This window comes from Paraburkholderia sp. JHI869 (assembly GCF_038900775.1).
Lineage (GTDB): Bacteria > Pseudomonadota > Gammaproteobacteria > Burkholderiales > Burkholderiaceae > Paraburkholderia.
The window spans coordinates 632,994-650,981 of record NZ_JAYMSC010000001.1 but is presented as its reverse complement, the minus strand read 5'-3'; the positions used below and the strand labels follow the sequence as shown (position 1 = coordinate 650,981).

The 17,988-nt window shown below is 64.7% G+C and carries 18 protein-coding genes; 15 read left to right on the top strand and 3 right to left on the bottom strand.

The window, feature by feature from the left end:
• Positions 1 to 55 precede the first annotated feature (55 nt).
• The 3 genes from VSR72_RS03005 (at position 56) to VSR72_RS02995 (ending at position 2,927) form a co-directional block, all read left to right on the top strand.
• Positions 56 to 1,240, top strand: a complete 1,185-nt coding sequence (locus VSR72_RS03005; protein WP_342951009.1) for a sialidase family protein — start codon at positions 56 to 58, stop codon at positions 1,238 to 1,240.
• A 166-nt stretch (positions 1,241 to 1,406) separates the two neighbouring features.
• A complete protein-coding gene (locus VSR72_RS03000; RefSeq protein ID WP_342950910.1) occupies positions 1,407 to 2,195 on the top strand; it encodes a DeoR/GlpR family DNA-binding transcription regulator in 789 nt (262 codons plus the stop codon).
• A 9-nt stretch (positions 2,196 to 2,204) separates the two neighbouring features.
• A complete protein-coding gene (locus VSR72_RS02995) occupies positions 2,205 to 2,927 on the top strand; it encodes an SDR family oxidoreductase (protein ID WP_342950909.1) in 723 nt (240 codons plus the stop codon).
• A 34-nt stretch (positions 2,928 to 2,961) separates the two neighbouring features.
• Here the strand turns inward: VSR72_RS02995 and VSR72_RS02990 are convergent, their stop codons facing one another.
• Positions 2,962 to 3,891, bottom strand: coding sequence for a LysR substrate-binding domain-containing protein (locus tag VSR72_RS02990; protein ID WP_342950908.1), 930 nt, complete (start codon positions 3,889 to 3,891; stop codon positions 2,962 to 2,964).
• 128 nt (positions 3,892 to 4,019) lie between these two features.
• On the opposite strand from VSR72_RS02990, the gene VSR72_RS02985 reads away from it, so the two are divergent.
• The 10 genes from VSR72_RS02985 to VSR72_RS02940 all read left to right on the top strand — a co-directional run bounded on the left by VSR72_RS02985 (position 4,020) and on the right by VSR72_RS02940 (position 14,236).
• Entirely contained in the window at positions 4,020 to 5,186 is a 1,167-nt protein-coding gene (locus VSR72_RS02985) for a mandelate racemase/muconate lactonizing enzyme family protein (protein WP_342950907.1), read from the top strand.
• A gap of 104 nt (positions 5,187 to 5,290) precedes the next feature.
• A complete protein-coding gene (gene dctA / locus VSR72_RS02980; RefSeq protein WP_342950906.1) occupies positions 5,291 to 6,652 on the top strand; it encodes a C4-dicarboxylate transporter DctA in 1,362 nt (453 codons plus the stop codon).
• A gap of 291 nt (positions 6,653 to 6,943) precedes the next feature.
• Positions 6,944 to 7,714 (top strand): GntR family transcriptional regulator, encoded by a 771-nt coding sequence (locus VSR72_RS02975; RefSeq protein WP_342950905.1) that lies wholly within the window; start codon positions 6,944 to 6,946, stop codon positions 7,712 to 7,714.
• A complete protein-coding gene (locus tag VSR72_RS02970) occupies positions 7,711 to 9,450 on the top strand; it encodes a fumarate reductase/succinate dehydrogenase flavoprotein subunit (RefSeq protein WP_342950904.1) in 1,740 nt (579 codons plus the stop codon). Before VSR72_RS02975 ends, VSR72_RS02970 begins: the two co-directional genes overlap by 4 nt.
• A gap of 11 nt (positions 9,451 to 9,461) precedes the next feature.
• Complete coding sequence (locus VSR72_RS02965; protein WP_069266595.1) at positions 9,462 to 9,707, top strand: ferredoxin family protein; 246 nt, start codon at positions 9,462 to 9,464, stop codon at positions 9,705 to 9,707.
• 26 nt (positions 9,708 to 9,733) lie between these two features.
• Positions 9,734 to 11,161, top strand: coding sequence for an ABC transporter substrate-binding protein (locus VSR72_RS02960; protein WP_342950903.1), 1,428 nt, complete (start codon positions 9,734 to 9,736; stop codon positions 11,159 to 11,161).
• Between the two features lie 45 nt (positions 11,162 to 11,206).
• Positions 11,207 to 12,067 carry an ABC transporter permease gene (locus VSR72_RS02955; RefSeq protein WP_342950902.1) on the top strand — a complete coding sequence of 287 codons (861 nt, stop codon included), beginning with the start codon at positions 11,207 to 11,209 and terminating at the stop codon, positions 12,065 to 12,067.
• A gap of 44 nt (positions 12,068 to 12,111) precedes the next feature.
• Positions 12,112 to 12,882, top strand: a complete 771-nt coding sequence (locus VSR72_RS02950) for an ABC transporter ATP-binding protein (RefSeq protein WP_342951008.1) — start codon at positions 12,112 to 12,114, stop codon at positions 12,880 to 12,882.
• 68 nt (positions 12,883 to 12,950) lie between these two features.
• Complete coding sequence (locus tag VSR72_RS02945; protein ID WP_342950901.1) at positions 12,951 to 13,946, top strand: HEAT repeat domain-containing protein; 996 nt, start codon at positions 12,951 to 12,953, stop codon at positions 13,944 to 13,946.
• Positions 13,943 to 14,236, top strand: coding sequence for a gamma-butyrobetaine hydroxylase-like domain-containing protein (locus tag VSR72_RS02940; protein WP_342950900.1), 294 nt, complete (start codon positions 13,943 to 13,945; stop codon positions 14,234 to 14,236). The genes VSR72_RS02945 and VSR72_RS02940 overlap by 4 nt, the downstream gene beginning before the upstream one ends.
• Positions 14,237 to 14,303: 67 nt before the next feature.
• Here VSR72_RS02940 and VSR72_RS02935 read toward each other — a convergent pair whose 3' ends face one another.
• Both VSR72_RS02935 and VSR72_RS02930 read right to left on the bottom strand, forming a co-directional pair.
• Positions 14,304 to 15,305 carry an MvdC/MvdD family ATP grasp protein gene (locus VSR72_RS02935; RefSeq protein WP_342950899.1) on the bottom strand — a complete coding sequence of 334 codons (1,002 nt, stop codon included), beginning with the start codon at positions 15,303 to 15,305 and terminating at the stop codon, positions 14,304 to 14,306.
• A 93-nt stretch (positions 15,306 to 15,398) separates the two neighbouring features.
• A complete protein-coding gene (locus tag VSR72_RS02930; RefSeq protein WP_342950898.1) occupies positions 15,399 to 15,692 on the bottom strand; it encodes a microviridin/marinostatin family tricyclic proteinase inhibitor in 294 nt (97 codons plus the stop codon).
• A gap of 307 nt (positions 15,693 to 15,999) precedes the next feature.
• Here VSR72_RS02930 and VSR72_RS02925 point away from each other — a divergent pair, with 307 nt between their 5' ends.
• Together VSR72_RS02925 and VSR72_RS02920 are read left to right on the top strand one after the other, a co-directional pair.
• Positions 16,000 to 16,995 carry an aldo/keto reductase gene (locus tag VSR72_RS02925; protein WP_342950897.1) on the top strand — a complete coding sequence of 332 codons (996 nt, stop codon included), beginning with the start codon at positions 16,000 to 16,002 and terminating at the stop codon, positions 16,993 to 16,995.
• A gap of 220 nt (positions 16,996 to 17,215) precedes the next feature.
• A complete protein-coding gene (locus VSR72_RS02920; protein ID WP_342951007.1) occupies positions 17,216 to 17,962 on the top strand; it encodes a glucose 1-dehydrogenase in 747 nt (248 codons plus the stop codon).
• The last annotated feature ends 26 nt before the right edge of the window (positions 17,963 to 17,988 follow it).

Below are 17,988 nucleotides of genomic sequence, written 5' to 3'. Positions count from 1 at the left end.
GCAACAGGAATTCATCATGACGACTCCCTCCACGCTGCCCGACGCCGCGTTCACCATGCCCGGCCGCCTGCACGCCGCCGCCGGCGACGCTGCGCGCACGGACGCCTACCTCCCCGCCGCCACGGTGCAGTGCCACGCGGCCAACCTGCTCGCGCTCGCCAACGGCGACGTGCTCTGTGCCTGGTTTGGCGGCACCCAGGAAGGCGTGCCCGACATTTCGGTCTACCTCTCGCGCCTGAACAAGGGCAGCGATGCGTGGAGCGAGCCGGTGCGCCTCTCCGACGACCCCACGCGCTCCGAGCAGAACCCCGTCCTTTTTGCGGCGCCCAACGGCGATATCTGGCTCATCTACACGGCGCAGCTCTCGGGCCACCAGAACACCTCGATCGTGCGCCGCCGCGTTTCCGCCGATCAGGGCCGCACCTGGGGCCCGATCGAAACGCTGTTCGACAAACCCGGCACCTTCGTGCGCCAGCCTGTCGTCGTGGCGCGCGACGGCGCATGGCTGTGCCCCGTGTTCCTGTGCCGCGTGCAGCCGGGCGAGCGCTGGTCGGGCAACGACGACGTGAGCGTGGTGATGCGCTCGACCGACAACGGCGCGAGCTGGACCGAGCACGCGGTGCCCGCGAGCGTGGGCTGCGTGCACATGAACATCCAGCCGCTCACGGACGGCTCGCTCCTCGCGCTCTACCGCAGCCGCTGGGCCGACCATATCTACGCGAGCCGCTCCGCCGACGGCATGACGTGGAGCGTGCCCGAGCCGCTCGCCCTGCCGAACAACAACTCGTCGATCCAGTTCGTCGCGCTCGCAAACGGCCATCTCGGCCTCGTGTTCAACGCGAGCAGCGCGGCGCAGAGCACCGGGCGGCGCGCCTCGCTCTATGACGACATCGAAGACTCGGAAGACAGCGGCGAACTGGTCACGCAAGCCGCCTCCGCACACGGCACCGCGTTCTGGGGCGCACCGCGCGCGCCGATGACGCTCGCCATTTCGATGGATGGCGGCCGCACCTGGCCCGTCACGCGCAACCTGGAAACCGGCGACGGCTACTGCATGACGAACAACTCGACGGACAAGCTCAACCGCGAGTTCTCGTATCCGTCAATCGCGCAGTCGCCCGATGGCCGCCTGCATATCGCTTACACGTACTTCCGCCAGCGCATCAAGTACGTGAGCGTGGCCGAGGCATGGGCCAGCGCGGCGCCAGCCGCTTCGCAGCCCGCGCCGGCCGCCGCCTGACGGGACGCCAGGACACCGGGACACCGGGACCCACGCGATGAACGCGAGGCGTCGGAAAGTGGATACAGTACGGGGTGACGTACGCGGTAAACTGCGTGCGCACCGTATTGTCCAAGCCGTCTGCCTCGTTGCGAAGCGACGTCCCGAACCCATCGCCGAACACTCCATGAAAGTAGCCCGCCGCCGCGAAGCCATGCTCCAGGCCGTCCTCTCCGGCATGACCGAAGTGTCCGAGTTGTGCGAGCACTTCGGCATGTCGGAGGCCACCGTGCGCCGCGACCTGCGCGCGCTCGCCGACGAGCGGCTGATCCTGCGCACCTATGGCGGCGCGGCCTCGGTCAGCACGCATGCGCCCGAGGAATCGCTCGAGCAGCGCCGCCAGAGCTTCCAGGCGGAGAAAGACGCCATCGGCCACGCGGCAGCGGCTCACGTGCGCGCCGGCGACACGATCTTCCTCGACAGCGGCACCACCACCGCCGCGCTTGCACGCGCGCTCGCGCAGGCGGGTCGCCACGACATTCGCGTGGTCACGAACAACCTGCTCGTTGTGCAGGCACTCGCGGGCAGCAGCGTGCCGCTCACACTGATCGGCGGCGAGGTGCGCGAGTCGAGCATGAGCACGCTCGGGCCAATCGCACAGCTTGCGCTCACGCGGGTGACGGTCGACAAGGCCTTTCTTGGCGCCGATGGCGTGGTGCCCGGCCGCGGCCTATGCGAAGCGACCGCCGACCAGGCCTACCTCAAGGAATGCCTCATGCGGCAGGCTGCGAGCCTCTTCGTGCTCGTGACCGCCGACAAGCTCAACCGCGACAGCCAGCAGCACTGGGCGCCGATCGAAAAGCCGTGGACGCTCATCACGGACGCGAGCGCAACGCACAGCGAGCTGCAGGCGTTCCGCAATCTCGCGGGGCTCACGATCGAGCCGATCGAAGTGCCTGCGGGAGCCGCGCATTGAAAGACGACAATGGACAACGCAACGAAAGCAGCGGATAGCACGCCGCCTGGCGCCACGAAAAAACGCATGGTCGTGACGGGCGCAAGCTCCGGCATCGGCTATGCCATTACGCAGCACCTGCTTGCAGAAGGCCACGACGTGATCGGCCTGAGCCGCAGCGCGCCGGACCTCGATCATCCAGGCTTCACCTGGTGCGCCGCCGATCTGGACGATACCGCCGCGATTGACAGACTCGCGCAACGCATGGGCGCAGTCGACGGCCTCGTGCACGCGGCGGGCTTCATGAAAACAGCGCGCCTTGGCGAACTCGACGAAGCAAGCGGCGAAGCGATGTGGCGCCTGCACGTGGCCGCTGCTTCGGCGCTCGCCAACGCACTCGTGCCCGCCATGAGCGAAGGCGGCCGCATCGTGCTGATCGGCAGCCGCGTGTCGGCCGGGGCCGCTGGGCGCAGCCAGTACGCCGCTGTCAAGGCCGCCATGGTCGGCATGGCGCGTTCGTGGGCCATCGAACTGGCACCGCGCGGCATTACCGTCAACGTGGTCTCGCCCGCTGCGACCGCTACGCCCATGCTGAGCGATCCGAAGCGCACATCCAGTGCGCCGGTCATGCCGCCTATCGGGCGCTACGTGACGGTGGAGGAAGTGGCCTCGATGGTCGCGTATCTGCTCGGCCCGCAGGCCGGCGCGATTACGGGGCAGCAGATCATGATCTGCGGCGGCAGTTCGCTATGAGCGGGCCAAGCGCGTCGTTCGTCCGTCAAGGCATTCACTCGGCGGACTGCGCAGGCGCCGCCACCGAAGCGTGCCGATTGAACCGCTCCGCCAGAAAGTCGATAAACGCCCGCGCGCGCGCCGATTGATTCCGCTTGTTCGGGTAATAAACGAATAAATCGGCAAGCGGCTGCACGAACTCGGGCAGCACGACGCGCAACCGCCCGCTCTCCAGATACTTCGCCAGGTCCCACTCCGAGCGCAGCAGAATGCCGTGACCGTCGAGCGCCCAGCCGAGCACGATATCGCCATCGTTGCTCGACAGCATGCCGTGCACCTTCACCGAATGCGCCTCGCCGCCGCGTTCCAGACGCCAGATGCCATAGGCGTTGTCGTTCTGCCGATGCACGATGCACTGATGATTGGCGAGATCGCCAAGCGTCGCGGGCGTGCCCTGCTTCTCCAGATAACGCGGCGACGCGCACAGCAAGCGGCGATTCGTCATGATGCGCCGCGCAATGAGCCGCTTGTCGGGCAGCTCGCCGAAACGGATCGCCAGATCCACGCCGCTTTCGACGAGATCGATCGGCCGGTCGGTGACGTCTAGCTGCACCTCCACATGCGGATGGCGCCTCGCGAACTCCGATACGAGCGGCGCAATCGTCGTGCGCCCAAAGCCGAGCGTCGCGTTCACACGCAGCAAGCCGCGCGTCACGGAACGGCTCGACGACACCACATCTTCCATTTCCTTCACTTCCGCGAGAATGCGCGTCGCGTAGTGCAGAAAGGTTTCGCCTTCGGCGGTCAGGCTCACGCTGCGGGTCGTCCGGTTGACGAGCCGCACGCCCAGCCGCGCCTCGAGCTGGGCGAGCCGTTTGGTGGCCGCCGGCGGCGTGATGTCCATGTCGCGCGCCACGCTAGAAAGGCTTCCGTAACGCCCGAGCAGGACGAAAAACTCCAGGTAGGAGGTCAGGTCATTCTTCACCGTAAGTTAATAAAGATGTGAAAACAAGTGAATCATAGTACCGATCCGGGCGCATAACCTAGCGTCTCCAACAGCCAGCCAGGCGCGAACCATCGCAAGCACGCTGGCCGTGCCACCAGGAGACACCCGTGAGAATCGTTGAAATCCGCGAAAAAACCGTGCCGATCAGCTCCTCGATCCGCAACGCCTATATCGACTTCAGCAAGATGACGCTCAGCCTCGTCGCCGTGGTCACCGACGTGATCCGCGACGGCAAGCCCGTCATCGGCTATGGCTTCAACTCGAATGGCCGCTACGGCCAGGGCACGCTGATGCGCGAGCGCTTCATCCCGCGCATTCTCGAAGCCGACCCCGCCGCGCTCGTGAACGACGCGGGCGACAACCTCGATCCGCACAAGATCTGGGCGACGATGTTCACCAACGAAAAGCCGGGCGGCCACGGCGAGCGCTCGGTGGCCATCGGCACGATCGATATGGCGGTGTGGGACGCCGTGGCGAAGATCGAAGGCAAGCCGCTCTTCCAGCTGCTCGCCGACCGTTATGGCAACGGCCAGCCGGACCGCAAGATCTTCGTGTATGCGGCGGGCGGCTACTACTACCCGGGCCAGGACCACAACAAGCTCAAGGACGAAATGCGCAGCTATATCGACCGCGGCTACACGGTCGTGAAGAAGAAGATTGGCGGCGCGTCGCTCGACGAGGACCTGCGCCGCATCGACTCGATCCTGAGCGTGCTGGGCGACGGCCAGAAGCTCGCCGTCGACGCCAACGGCCGTTTCGACCTCGACACCGCGATCCAGTACGCGAAAGCGCTCTCGCAATACGACCTGTTCTGGTACGAGGAGCCGGGCGACCCGCTCGACTTCGAACTGCAGGCCACGCTGCGCAACTACTACGACAAACCGATGGCGACCGGCGAGGATCTGTTCTCGATGCAGGACGCGCGCAACCTCATCCGCTACGGCGGCATGCGCCCGGATCGCGACTGGCTGCAATTCGACTGCGCGCTGAGCTATGGCCTCGTCGAGTATCTGCGCACGCTCGACATGCTGCATCAGCACGGCTGGTCCGCGAGCCGCTGCATTCCGCACGGCGGCCATCAGATGTCGCTCAATATCGCGGCAGGCCTGGGTCTTGGCGGCAACGAGTCGTATCCCGATCTGTTCCAGCCGTATGGCGGCTTCCCCGACGGCGTGAAGGTCGACAACGGCTACATCACGATGCCCGACCTGCCCGGTATCGGTTTTGAGGGCAAAGCCGATCTGTTTGCCGAAATGAAAAAGCTCGCGGGCTAACGCTCAAGCACAAGCGAAGCGCGACCGGAAACACAACCGCTGCACGCATGGCGGTTGGCGGTCGCCTGGATTCATCTGGATGGCGCCATGCTCAGGAGACAGACATGCGGCCCTCGAAACTCAAAAAGTATCTTTCCAGGCTCTACATACAGGTCTTGATCGGTATTGTGGCCGGCATTCTCATCGGCCACTTTTACCCGGATATCGGGGCCGATCTCAAACCGCTCGGCGACCTCTTCATCAAGCTGATCCGCATGGCGCTCGCGCCGATCATCTTCGCCTCGGTCGTCGTGGGCATTGCCCGCATGAACGATCTGCACGAAGCGGGCCGCGTGGGCGTGAAGGCGCTGCTCTACTTCGAAGTGGCTTCGACCATCGCGCTGCTCGTGGGCCTTGTCGTCGTGAACGTGATCAAGCCTGGCAGCGGCATGAACATCGATCCGGCGCACATCGACAGCTCGGCCATTGCCAGCTACGCGCACGCTGCGCACGACCACACGGCGATCGGGTTCCTCATGAGCATCGTGCCGAACAGCATCGTCGGCGCATTCGCGAACGGCGAAATCCTGCCGATCATCTTTTTCTCGGTACTGTTCGCCATCGCGCTGGCGAAGCTCGGCCCGCGCACCGCGCCGCTCGTCGACATGCTCGACATGTTTTTGCAGGGCATGTTCGGCGTCGTGCGTATCGTCATGTATGTCGCGCCCGTGGGCGCGTTTGGCGGCATGGCGTTCACCATCGCGAAGTACGGGCTCGGCACGCTGGCGTCATTCGGCGAATTGATGCTTTGCCTGTACGTGACGTCGATCTTCTTCGTCGTGGTCGTGCTCGGGCTCGTCATGCGCGTTTGCGGCCTTTCGCTGTGGAAGTATCTGCGCTATATCCGCGACGAAATTCTGATCACGTTCGGCACCGCGTCGACCGAGGCTGTGCTGCCGCAGATGCTCGTCAAGATGGAGAACCTCGGCTGTTCGCGTCCGGTTGTCGGCATGGTGCTGCCGACCGGCTATACGTTCAACGCGGATGGCACGGCAATCTATCTCACGATGGCCGCCCTCTTCGTTGCGCAGGCAATGAACATTCATCTCACGCTGCTCGATCAACTCGTTGTACTGAGCGTTTTGCTGCTGACTTCCAAGGGGTCTGCCGGTGTGGCGGGAGCCGGGTTTGTCGCGCTTGCGGCGACGCTCGCGTCGATGCACAAGATTCCGGTTTCGGGTCTCGTGCTGCTGTTGGGCGTGGATCGCTTTCTGAATGAAGCTCGCGCGGTGACGAATTTGATCGGTAACGGCGTGGCCACGATCGTGGTCGCGCGGTGGGAAGGCGCGATGGATGTCGATCGCGCGCGGGCGGTGTTGAATGGCGAGGGCGAATTCGGGTTGGGGGGTGGCGTGATGGATGCGCCGGGGACCGAGGATTTGCCCTTGCCGTGTGGCGAGACCGTTACTGGGTCGCGGAGTGGGTAGTTGGGTCTGTGAGTTGTACGGTTTGGGCTTTCCTTGATTTCGTGTCGGTGTTTGCCGCTGCAAAGAAAAGTAGGTGCCACCCCGCACAGGGGGAACACTGGTAGACCGACGCGAACACAAGGAAAGGCCAAAGCGGCAAAAACCACGCCCCCACCACTTCCGCGATAGCACCAAAACCCACATCAAAACAGCGCCACCAGAAACCCAAGAAATAGATATCAGAATTCGTTGGTTTGTCGCGGGCAAAAGCCTGACTAGACTGCACATCCATCTTGTTATGACAAGCCAACCATGCCCCGAACGAATCTGGTGGCGCTTTCCCCCCAGCCGCTCTACGTCCAGATCAAGGACACACTGCGCGAGCGCATCCTGAACGGCACGTATGCGCCGCACAGCCAGATGCCCTCCGAACACGAACTGTGCGCCCTGTTCGGCGTCAGCCGCATTACCGTGCGCCAGGCGCTAGGCGATCTGCAAAAGGAAGGCCTGGTTTTCAGGCTGCACGGCAAGGGCACATTCGTCTCCAAACCCAAGGCCTTCCAGAACGTGACGTCGCTGCAAGGCTTCGCGGAAGCCATGTCGTCGATGGGCTACGAGATCGTCAACCAGTTGCGCAGCTTCAGGATCATCAAGGCCGATCGCCACGTCGCGCAGCGTCTGAACCTGCCGGAAGGCGCACCGGTCGCGGAAATCCATCGTGTGCGCATGCTCAATCGCGAGCCCGTTTCGCTCGAACTGACCTGGGTGCCCGAAGCGCTCGGCAAGCGTCTGGCCAATGCGGACCTCGCCACGCGCGACATCTTCCTCATTCTCGAGAACGATTGCGGCGTGCCGCTCGGCCACGCCGATGTGTCGATCGACGCGATTCTCGCCGACGACGACATCGCCCGCGCCCTGCGCGTGGAAGACGGCAGCCCCGTGCTGCGCATCGAGCGTCTGACGCTCGACGCGTCCGGCAATCCGCTCGACTACGAATACCTGTACTTCCGCGGCGACGCCTTCCAATACCGCCTGCGCGTCGACCGCCAGAAAACCCGTGCAAAGCGAAGGAAAACGCTATGAATACCGAAGTGCTCGAATACGACATCGTGGTCGTCGGCGGCGGCACGGCCGGCCCAATGGCCGCCATCAAGGCCAAGGAGCGCAACCCCGCGCTCAAGGTCTTGCTGCTCGAAAAAGCCAACGTCAAGCGCAGCGGCGCGATCTCGATGGGCATGGACGGCCTGAACAACGCCATCATTCCCGGCCATGCCACGCCCGAGCAGTACACGCGCGAAATCACCGTCGCGAACGATGGCATTGTCGACCAGGAGGCCGTCTACGCGTATGCGCGGCACAGCTTCACGACCATCGAGCAACTCGACCGCTGGGGCGTGAAGTTCGAAAAAGACGGCAACGGCGACTACGCCGTGAAGAAGGTCCATCACATGGGCGCTTATGTGCTGCCCATGCCCGAAGGCCACGACGTCAAAAAGATCCTGTACCGGCAACTCAAGCGCGCGCGCATCGAGATCACGAACCGCATTGTCGCCACCCGGCTCCTGACCGACGCACAAGGCCGCGTGAGCGGCGTGCTCGGCTTCGACTGCCGAACGGCGCAATTCCACGTGGTGCGCGCAAAAGCCGTGATCCTGTGTTGCGGCGCGGCCGGCCGCCTCGGCCTGCCCTCTTCCGGCTATCTGATGGGAACCTACGAGAACCCCACGAATGCGGGCGACGGCTACGCCATGGCCTACCATGCGGGGGCCGCGCTCGCAAACCTGGAATGCTTTCAAATCAACCCGCTTATTAAGGACTACAACGGACCGGCATGCGCGTATGTCACCGGGCCACTGGGCGGCTTCACCGCGAACGGCAAGGGCGAGCGCTTCATCGAATGCGACTACTGGAGCGGCCAGATGATGTGGGAGTTCTACCAGGAACTGCAGAGCGGCAATGGCCCCGTATTCCTGAAGCTCGACCATCTCGCCGAAGAAACGATCCAGACCATCGAGCAGATCCTGCACACCAACGAGCGCCCAAGCCGCGGCCGCTTTCACGCGGGGCGCGGCACCGACTACCGGCAGCAGATGGTCGAGATGCATATCTCCGAGATCGGCTTTTGCAGCGGCCATAGCGCATCGGGCGTCTATGTGAACTCGCGCGCGGAGACGACCGTGCCCGGACTGTACGCAGCAGGGGACATGGCGGCGGTGCCGCACAACTATATGCTGGGCGCGTTCACGTACGGCTGGTTCGCAGGTGCGAACGCGGCCGAATACGTGGCGGGCCGCGAGCATGCGAGCCTCGACGAAGGCCAGATCGCCGCCGAGCGCGCGCGTATCTACGCGCCGCTCGAGCGCGAAAACGGACTCGCGCCCGCACAGGTCGAATACAAGCTGCGCCGCATGGTGAACGACTACCTCCAGCCACCCAAGGTCACGCGCAAGATGGAGATCGGCCTGCAGCGTTTCGACGAGATCGGCGAAGACATCAAGTCGATCAAGGCCAATAATGCGCACGAGTTGATGCGCGCCGCCGAAGTGCGCGCCATACGCGACTGCGCGGAAATGGCGGCGCGCGCCTCGCTGTTCCGCACAGAAAGCCGCTGGGGCCTGTATCACCACCGGGTCGATTACCCGCAGCGCAACGACGCCGAATGGTTCTGCCACACGCACCTGCGCAAGGACGCCGCCGGCCGGATGACAAGCGAAAAACGCACGGTCGAACCGTACATCGTCCCGCTTGCGCAGGCGGATCGAGGCGCCTACGACCAGCTGCGCATTCGTGAATCCACGGAACTCGCCACCGAACACTGAGGAATCCGAATATGTCCTATACACCGCACGAAATCTTCCAGCGCAGCAGTGCGCCCGTCACGATCGACGAAGACCGCTGCATTGCCGACAAGGGCTGCACGGTTTGCGTGGACGTGTGCCCGCTCGACCTGCTCGCGATCGACGTGAGCAAGGGCAAAGCCTATATGCAGTTCGACGAATGCTGGTATTGCATGCCCTGCGAACGCGACTGCCCGACCGGCGCAGTCAAGGTCGACATTCCGTACCTGTTGCGCTAGCCCTCATATTGCTCACCCAAAAGACCATGAAAACACGCCAACGGATTCTTCGCCTTCTCGCCGTACCGCTTGTGTTTAGCGCGGCAACGACCGCGCAAGCCGAGACGATACGCGTCGCGATCGGCACGCAGGACACGACGATCAACTGCGCGACGGGCGGCCTCCTGATCCGCGAATTGCATCTGCTCGACAAGTATCTGCCGCACACCGGCAAATACGCGAACGTCACTTACGACGTGCAGTGGAAAGACTTCACCTCCGGCGCGCCGCTCACGAACGAAATGGTGGCAGGCAAGCTCGACTTCGGCGCGATGGCGGATTTCCCGGGGTCGCTCAACGGTGCGGCGTTCCAGAAGGCAGGCCGCAAGAGCCTCTTCATCACCGTGCTCGAAGGCAGCACCGAGGGCAGCGGCAACGGCATCGTCGTGCCCGTCAACTCGCCGGTGCACTCGATCGCCGACCTGAAGGGCAAGACGATCTCGGTGCCGTTCGCCTCGACCTCGCACGGCATGCTGCTGCGCGCGATCAAGGCGCAGGGGTGGAACCCGGATACCGACGTGAACATCATCACGCAGGCGCCGGAAGTGGCCGGCAGCGCGCTCAAGGCGGGCAAGATCGACGCGCACGCCGACTTCGTGCCGTTCGCCGACCTGTTCCCGTATCGCGGCATCGCTCGCAAGATCTACGACGGCGCGCAAAGCCATGCGCCGACCTTTCACGGCGCGCTCGTGGACGCCGCCTACGCACAGCAGTACCCCGAAGTGGTGGTCGCGTATCTGCGCGCGGCAATCGAGGCAAACCGCCTGATCGCAGACGACCCCGAAAAATATAGCCTGCTGATCGAGAAGGTGACGGGCATCGAGGCGCCGGTCGATTATCTCTATCACGGCCCGCTCGGCCTGCAAACGCGCGATCTCACCTGGAAGCCGGAATACCGCCAGGCGGTGGCGACCGCCATCGACACGCTGAAGCTGCTCAAGAAGACGGATGTCAATCTCGATGCGAACACGTTCATCGACGACCGCTATATCCGCGAAGCGTTCAAGGAATCGGGGCTCGACTATGACGCCGCGCTGAAGAACTACGCGCGACAGCCGCTCGCCGCCAATGACGCGCTGACCGGCAAGCCCATTCGCGATTTCCTCGCGGTGACGCAGGTGTGGGTCGCAAACGAAGCGCACGTGCGCAACTATGCGAACGCGGCGGAAGGATTCGCCGCGCTCGCGAAGCTCGAACAATCGGGCAGCAAGGTGCGCGCGGTGTACGTGCAGGACCACGACAGCGGCCAGAAGCTCTTTGCTTCCGACGCCTGGTACGTGCGCGACGCGCATGGCGGCGTCACCGCCTTCCTGCAGAAAGCGGGCGCCGATGCCTATGCGCAGCACACGTCGGGGGCGGTCGTTGACTACGCCGCCGCGAAAACGGGCGCGCAGCAGGCCCTCGCTTCGCGCTAGCGCGCCATGCCCCGTCCGATCCCCTGCACTTGATGAGGAGTCCGCATGTCCGCCACACTTGACCTCGCCGCCCGGCAACGCCTCGGCGCCCGGGAACCGGCACTGACCGCAGCCGCGGCGCGCCGCGCACCGATGCGCCGCCGCGCGTGGCGCGCCGGTTCGATTGTGCTGTTCGTGGCCGCCTGGCAGGCAGCCGTTCACTACCGCCTCTCGCTTGGCATCGTGACGTTCGCGAACGTCCCCTCGCCCGCCGACGCCATTCCCGCGCTATGGGCGCTGCTCCATTCGCCGAAACTGCCGATGCATCTCGCCGCGAGCCTGACACGCGTGCTCGCCGGCTTCTGCGCGGCGGCCGTGGTCGGCGTCGGACTTGGACTCGCGATCGGCCGCCATCGCGCGCTTGAAGATGTGCTGCTGCCGCCGCTCGAAGTGCTGCGGCCCATCCCGGCGGTCGCCTGGATTCCGCTCGCGATCCTGATGTTTCCTTCTTCCGAGCTGAGCATGATGTTCATCACGTTCATCGGCGCGCTGTTTCCTATCCTGCTGAACACGATCCACGGCGTGGAAGCCGTCGATCCGCGGCTCGTCGCCACCGCACGGGGTCTCGGCACCGGCTCGCTGTCGCTCTACACGGAAGTGGTGTTGCCAGGCGCGGCACCGTCGATCTTCACCGGCCTCTCCATCGGCATGGGCACTGCCTGGTTTTGCCTCGTGACCGCGGAGATGATTGCTGGCCAGTACGGCATAGGTTATTTCACCTGGGAATCCTATACGTTGCAGAACTACGCCGATATCGTCGTCGGCATGGCGTTGATCGGCGTGCTCGGTATGGGCAGCAGCCTGCTCCTCAAGCGCATTGGCGCAGCGCTGACGCCGTGGTACCGCCTGCGGGGAGCCCGCCAGTGAACGCGCCAGCCGCCATCCAGCCAGAAGCCCGCGCCCCGGCGCCGGTGTCCCGCGCGCCTGGGCGCATTGATGTGCGTTCGCTGACTGTGGAGGTCGGTCCGCCGCACGCGCGCTTCGCCGCTCTCGATTCGCTCGATGTCGATATCGCGCCCGGCGAATTCGTTTGCGTGCTCGGGCCGTCCGGCTGCGGAAAGTCCACGCTGCTCGGCGCCATAGGGGGCCACCTGCTGCCCACGCAGGGCGTAATCGCCGTGGACGGCGTTGCGGTCGACCGCCCGCATCCGCAGCGCGGCCTCGTGTTCCAGCAGCACACGCTGTTCCCCTGGAAGCGTGTGATCGACAACGTGGCCTTCGGCCTCAAGATGAAGGGCGTAGGCGCTGGCGAGCGTCGGCGCGAAGCCGCCGAACTGCTCGCGCTGGTCGGCCTCGCGGGGTTCGAGTCGCACTATCCCGCGCAGCTGTCGGGCGGCATGCAGCAGCGCGTGGAAATCGCGCGTGTACTGATCAACCGGCCGCGCATTCTGCTGATGGACGAGCCCTTCGGCGCACTCGACGCCCAAACGCGCCGCATGATGCAAACCCTGTTGCTCGATATCTGGGCGCAGATCCGCACGACCGTCGTGTTCGTCACGCACGATATCGACGAAGCGCTGTTTCTCGGCGACCGCATCCTGATGCTCTCGCAACGACCCGCGCGCCTCATCGCCGATATTGCGGTGCCGCTCGCGCGGCCGCGCAGCGACGAGAGCACGACCGAAGCAGGCTTCATCGATATCAAGCGCCGCTGCCTCGCGTTGCTGCGCGAAGCGGCGTAGCCCCGCTAGCGCCCTCTACGCCGCCCGAAACTCTGCCTGAGCGCCCACCAAGACAATCGCCTTTGCCCATGACCGTTTCCGCTCCCACTTTGCCGATCCACCAGCACCCGAGCGCCGAAGCGAGCGTCCCGCTCGCGCGCCTGGCCGACGCCGATGCCGCCGTGCGCCGCATCGCGCTCTTCGAACTCGCCGATCTGGAAGATGCAACGCTGCTGCCTGCGTTCATCGCCGCGCTGCGCGACGATCCTGCGCCAGACGTGCGGCGCGAAGCCGCCGCCGTGCTGGCCTCGTGGGAAGACGACGACGTTGTTGAAGCGCTGTGCGCGGCGTTGCTCGACGCCGACGACGATGTGCGCGGAGCCGCGGCGCAAAGTCTTTCGGAGTTGAAAGCCCAGTCGTCGGGCCATGTGCTGCGCCGCTGGGCCACGCGGCCCGAACCGTTCGTGCGCCGCGCGGCATTGCGCGGCCTGCGCGAGCTGCGCTTTGCGGATGCCTTCGAGCCGGCGCTGGACGCGCTCGCGGCCACAGAGGCCGACGTGCGGCTCGAAGCCGTTGCCGTGCTCGGCTGGATGAAGGAGGCGCGCGCACTGGAGGCGCTCGCCGCGCTCGCGGCCCGCGACGCGCACCCGGAGGTCCGCCGCGCCGCCGTCGGTGCGCTGGGATTCGCCGCGCCAGACGATCAGCCCACGCTCGACGCGCTGCTCACGGCGTTGCGCGACGACGCCTGGCAAGTGCGCGAAGAAGCCGCGACGACGCTCGGCAAATTGCACGCCGCCGCGGCGCTCGAACCGCTTGTCGAAGCGCTCGGCGACGCGTACTGGCAGGTCCGCCTGCGTGCAGCGCGCGCGCTCGGGCAATTGCGCGATGCGCAAGCGGCCGACGCCGTCGCTACGCTCCTCACACACTCGATCAGCAATTTGCGCAAGGAAGCGGCGCTTGCGCTCGGCGAGTTGGGCGCGCGCGAGTCATTGCCGGCGCTGCACGGCACACTGCAGGACCGCGATCCCGAGGTGCGCAAGGCCGCGCGCATCGCGATCGGCCAGATCGAGGGCGGCGCGCAATGAACACGCCGCTCGAAGTCCGCAACGACACCGCCGCGCGAGCGCTTACGCTCTGCTGGCCCGCGGGCGAAACGCAACGCGTGGACCACGCCCGGCTGCGCGCGGCCTGCCCGTGCGCAGCCTGCCGACGGCTGCGGCTCGGCGGCGCCGCGCCCGCGCTCGCACCTGACGTGATGCTGATCGCCATCGAGCCAATGGGCTACGGCGTGCAGCTCTCGTTCAGCGACGGCCATGCGCGCGGCATCTATCCCTGGACGTACCTCGAGCAACTGGGGCACGGCAAGGACCGCTAGCTCGAAAAAGCCGGTTTGACGTATAGGCCGTGACGGAGCGCGCGCACGCGTCGACGCGCCCCCTGTGTCACGAAGCGCCCTTGCCCGCAACGAGCAGGTCGGCAATCGCGGCCGAGATCGGCAAACCGGGGTGCTTTTCCAGCCAGAAGAACTCGCCAACCGGGTTGACCTCAAGAAAGCAGTGGCGACCGTCGGGGGTAAGGATGAAATCGGCGGCGCCGTAGTTGAGGCCCAGCGCACGCATGAGTTTCAGCAGCCCGCTCTCGACCTCGGGCGGTAAGGGGTACGGCTCCCACGCTTCGAGTAGTCCAAAGCCATCACGACGCCAGTCGACGCTCGACTTCTCGGAGCGTTGGGAATCGATCGAGGCGGTGAACACGCGATTTCCCACGATCGTGGTTCTGAGTTCCAGCGCCTTGGGCACCTGCTCCTGAAAGATGGCCGGGCAATAGCGAAGATCGTCGAGGCGTTCGAGGTCCTTGTCATGAACCCTGCTGGTAAAGACCACTTTCTGGTCGCACTGATCGTAAATGGCAAACGACGACAGCGTCTTCATGATCATCCCCTGCGTGCATTCGCGTGCGAAACTGCGCACGGCGTCTGGCGCATTGGTGATCAAGGTGCGTGGAATCGTGAGCCCGGCTTCTCTCGCGATCTTGAGCTGAAGCTGCTTGTTTTCCGCGCGGCGCAGGCGGTGCACGGGGTCGAGATGAAACGCATCGAGGCTCGCGATCATGCCGTGCAGCGTGGCGCGCGATTGATCGATCGCCGCCCGCCTGAGCTGTGAATCCATCGTTTCAGGAATGCATCGCCCAATGGCGATCCGCCGATACCACACGGCAGAAACCGCGCCCAGGTCTAACTCATAGTCCTCACACGCGATCACCTGCCGCTCTTCTTCGCCGCTGTACTGGCTGCGATGGCGAATGTCCGTGGGAAAACGATCGGTATCGAACCGGTGAGCCGTGCCGCCCTGTGCCGCGACAGCGTTCATGACCAGCGGAATACTCTCGTTGTCGTTGCTGTGGGTGATGATCAGTACCACCGGCCGTGGGTGCCGCTCGGACATGGTTGAACTCCTTCACTAAAGGCGCGCGGTGAGATGGCACCTCGCCGCGCGCTCGACCCCGGTTCAGGCGCCTCCGCTATATACACAGGAATGCTAAACAGGGATAAATTCGCTGTCGGAGGGATACGCCATGGTCGTCGACGGCGCGTGCTGATTGCCAGGCATCTGTCCCATCGTCGGCAATCCCATGTGCCGGAGCAGGCACTGGATGTCGGGCATCTCGCCGACCGGCATGCCTTCCTGGTCGGACGGCGCCACCATCGTCACGACCGCACCGCCGCGTATCGCCTGCATCTCCGCCGGCGTGAGGTTCCTGGAAAACTGCCCTTCCAGGAAATGCGAGAAGAACGGTACGGGCTCCTGATTTTCAATCTTGACGTTAGACATGATGCTTACCTCGCTGGAAGTGTGGGGCCATTGACAACCACTCGGACGGCACAGGCCGCTGCCACGTCCTGCAACTGGCGTGCCAGCGCGCAACGGCCTGCCGTGGCGGAGAATTCGCGTGGAATCGACGGCGGAATCGTTGGCCCGCAACCAACGCGAGGGGCTAAAAGACGGCCATAGGCCAACAGCGGGCCAACAGCGGCCCAACGGCAGGCCAACACCGGAACCAGCAGCCAGCTAAACTACTGGCGCAGAGACCATTGGGCGCCTGAGGCCCGACTTCGCATATCACAGGAGGAGTACGTAAATGACGCTTTCGAATAGAAAATTTGGTCGCACCGGCTGGAATGTTTCCGAAATAGGCTTTGGTGCATGGGCGATCGGCGGCTCGTGGGGCAGCGTTGGCGAAGACGACGCGAAAGCCGCGCTGAACGCCGCGCTCGATAGTGGCGTCACGTTCATCGATACGGCCGACGTGTACGGCGACGGCCGCTCGGAGCGCATCATCCGGGACGTATTGCGCCAACGCGGCGGCACGCGACCCATCGTGGCCACCAAGCTCGGGCGTCGCCTCGACCCTCACGTGACCAACGGGTATCTGAACAAGCGCGAACTCGAAGGCTTCATCGACCGGAGTCTCTCGAACCTGGGCGTCGACACGCTCGACCTCGTGCAACTGCACTGCCCGCCGACGGAGGTCTATTACTGCCCCGAGGTGTTCGACGCGATGGACGACTTTGTCGCCGCCGGCAAAATCCGCTTTTACGGCGTTTCGGTCGAAAAGGTGGAAGAAGCGCTGAAGGCGATCGAATATCCCAATGTCGCTTCGGTGCAGATCATCTACAACATGTTCCGTCAACGTCCTGCCGACCTGTTTTTCCGCGAGGCACAAAAGAAAAACGTTGCGGTCATCGCGCGGGTGCCGCTCGCCAGCGGCATGCTCACCGGCAAATTGTCCGCGGATTCCGTTTTCGCGGCAGACGACCACCGTGCGTTCAATCGTCATGGCGAAGCGTTCGACGTTGGCGAAACGTTCTCGGGCGTGCCGTATGACGTCGCGCTGAAGGCAGTCGATGAACTGCGCGGCCTGGTGCCGGTCGACGCCTCGATGGCGCAACTCGCCCTGCGCTGGATTCTGATGGAAGACGCCGTCACGGTCATCATTCCGGGCAGCAAGAACGCGGCCCAGGCAGCGTCGAATGTCTCGGCAGCGGGCCTCGCGCCACTGCCCGATGCAGCGATGCAACGCGTGCGGGATGTTTACGAACGCCTTATCGCACCGCACGTCCACCAGCGCTGGTAAAAGCGCTGCGGTCAATGCCGCTCGAGTTTCTGCGACCGCTTACTCCAGTTTGCCCGTCCTTGCCCCGATTGTTCGGCTGATCCCGCCACTCTATTCGCGCCCGGCCGCTTTATCGCGGCGGCGCGGATCTTTACATTTGTACCCGTCGCCGGCCGATGGCTGCATGCATGCCAGGGCGCCGGTTCCATTCGATGCTGCGACTTACGGTACGGAGAACATGATGGGCAAACTTGCAGGCAAGGTGGCGGTCGTCACGGGCGCGTCGAAAGGCATTGGCGCCGCTATCGCCAAGGCCCTCGCGGCCGAAGGCGCTTCGGTGGTCGTGAACTACGCGAGCAGCAAGGCGGGCGCGGATACGGTCGTCGCCGCGATTACGGCGGCCGGTGGCAAGGCGGTTTCCGTTGGCGGCGACGTGTCGAAGGCAGCCGACGCACAGGGCATCATCGGCGCGGCCGTCGAAACTTACGGTCGGCTCGACATCCTCGTGAACAATTCGGGCGTCTATGAGTTCGCGCCAATCGAAGAGTTCACGGAAGCGCAATACCGCAAGCAGTTCGACACGAACGTGCTCGGCGTGCTGCTCACCACGCAGGCGGCCGTGAAGCATCTTGGCGAAGGCGCAAGCATCATCAACGTGAGTTCGGTCGTGACGACCCTCACGCCGCCGACCACCGCTGTCTATAGCGGCACGAAGGGCGCCGTGGATGCGATCACCGGCGTGCTCGCACGCGAACTGGGACCGCGCAAGATTCGCGTGAATTCGATCAATCCCGGGATGGTCGAGACCGAAGGCGCGCACACGGCCGGCGTCATCGGCTCGGAATTCGAAAGCCAGGTGGTCAGCCAGACGCCGCTCGGACGCGTGGGGCAGCCCGACGATATCGCCACGGCCGTGGTGTTCCTCGCATCCGACGATGCCAAATGGTTGACGGGCGAGCATATCGTCGCCAGCGGGGGCATGCGCTAAGGCGGGTTGTGGTACCGGCTCGCGCG

Coding starts and splice junctions, on each gene's coding strand:
- VSR72_RS02970 (WP_342950904.1), top strand. CDS start 7,711: ATGAATACCGAAGTGCTCGAATACGACATCGTGGTCGTCGGCGGCGGC.
- VSR72_RS02925 (WP_342950897.1), top strand. CDS start 16,000: ATGACGCTTTCGAATAGAAAATTTGGTCGCACCGGCTGGAATGTTTCC.
- VSR72_RS02945 (WP_342950901.1), top strand. CDS start 12,951: ATGACCGTTTCCGCTCCCACTTTGCCGATCCACCAGCACCCGAGCGCC.
- dctA (WP_342950906.1), top strand. CDS start 5,291: ATGCGGCCCTCGAAACTCAAAAAGTATCTTTCCAGGCTCTACATACAG.
- VSR72_RS02995 (WP_342950909.1), top strand. CDS start 2,205: ATGGACAACGCAACGAAAGCAGCGGATAGCACGCCGCCTGGCGCCACG.
- VSR72_RS02930 (WP_342950898.1), bottom strand. CDS start 15,692: ATGTCTAACGTCAAGATTGAAAATCAGGAGCCCGTACCGTTCTTCTCG.
- VSR72_RS02965 (WP_069266595.1), top strand. CDS start 9,462: ATGTCCTATACACCGCACGAAATCTTCCAGCGCAGCAGTGCGCCCGTC.
- VSR72_RS03000 (WP_342950910.1), top strand. CDS start 1,407: ATGAAAGTAGCCCGCCGCCGCGAAGCCATGCTCCAGGCCGTCCTCTCC.
- VSR72_RS02960 (WP_342950903.1), top strand. CDS start 9,734: ATGAAAACACGCCAACGGATTCTTCGCCTTCTCGCCGTACCGCTTGTG.
- VSR72_RS02955 (WP_342950902.1), top strand. CDS start 11,207: ATGTCCGCCACACTTGACCTCGCCGCCCGGCAACGCCTCGGCGCCCGG.
- VSR72_RS03005 (WP_342951009.1), top strand. CDS start 56: ATGCCCGGCCGCCTGCACGCCGCCGCCGGCGACGCTGCGCGCACGGAC.
- VSR72_RS02940 (WP_342950900.1), top strand. CDS start 13,943: ATGAACACGCCGCTCGAAGTCCGCAACGACACCGCCGCGCGAGCGCTT.
- VSR72_RS02975 (WP_342950905.1), top strand. CDS start 6,944: ATGCCCCGAACGAATCTGGTGGCGCTTTCCCCCCAGCCGCTCTACGTC.
- VSR72_RS02920 (WP_342951007.1), top strand. CDS start 17,216: ATGGGCAAACTTGCAGGCAAGGTGGCGGTCGTCACGGGCGCGTCGAAA.
- VSR72_RS02935 (WP_342950899.1), bottom strand. CDS start 15,305: ATGTCCGAGCGGCACCCACGGCCGGTGGTACTGATCATCACCCACAGC.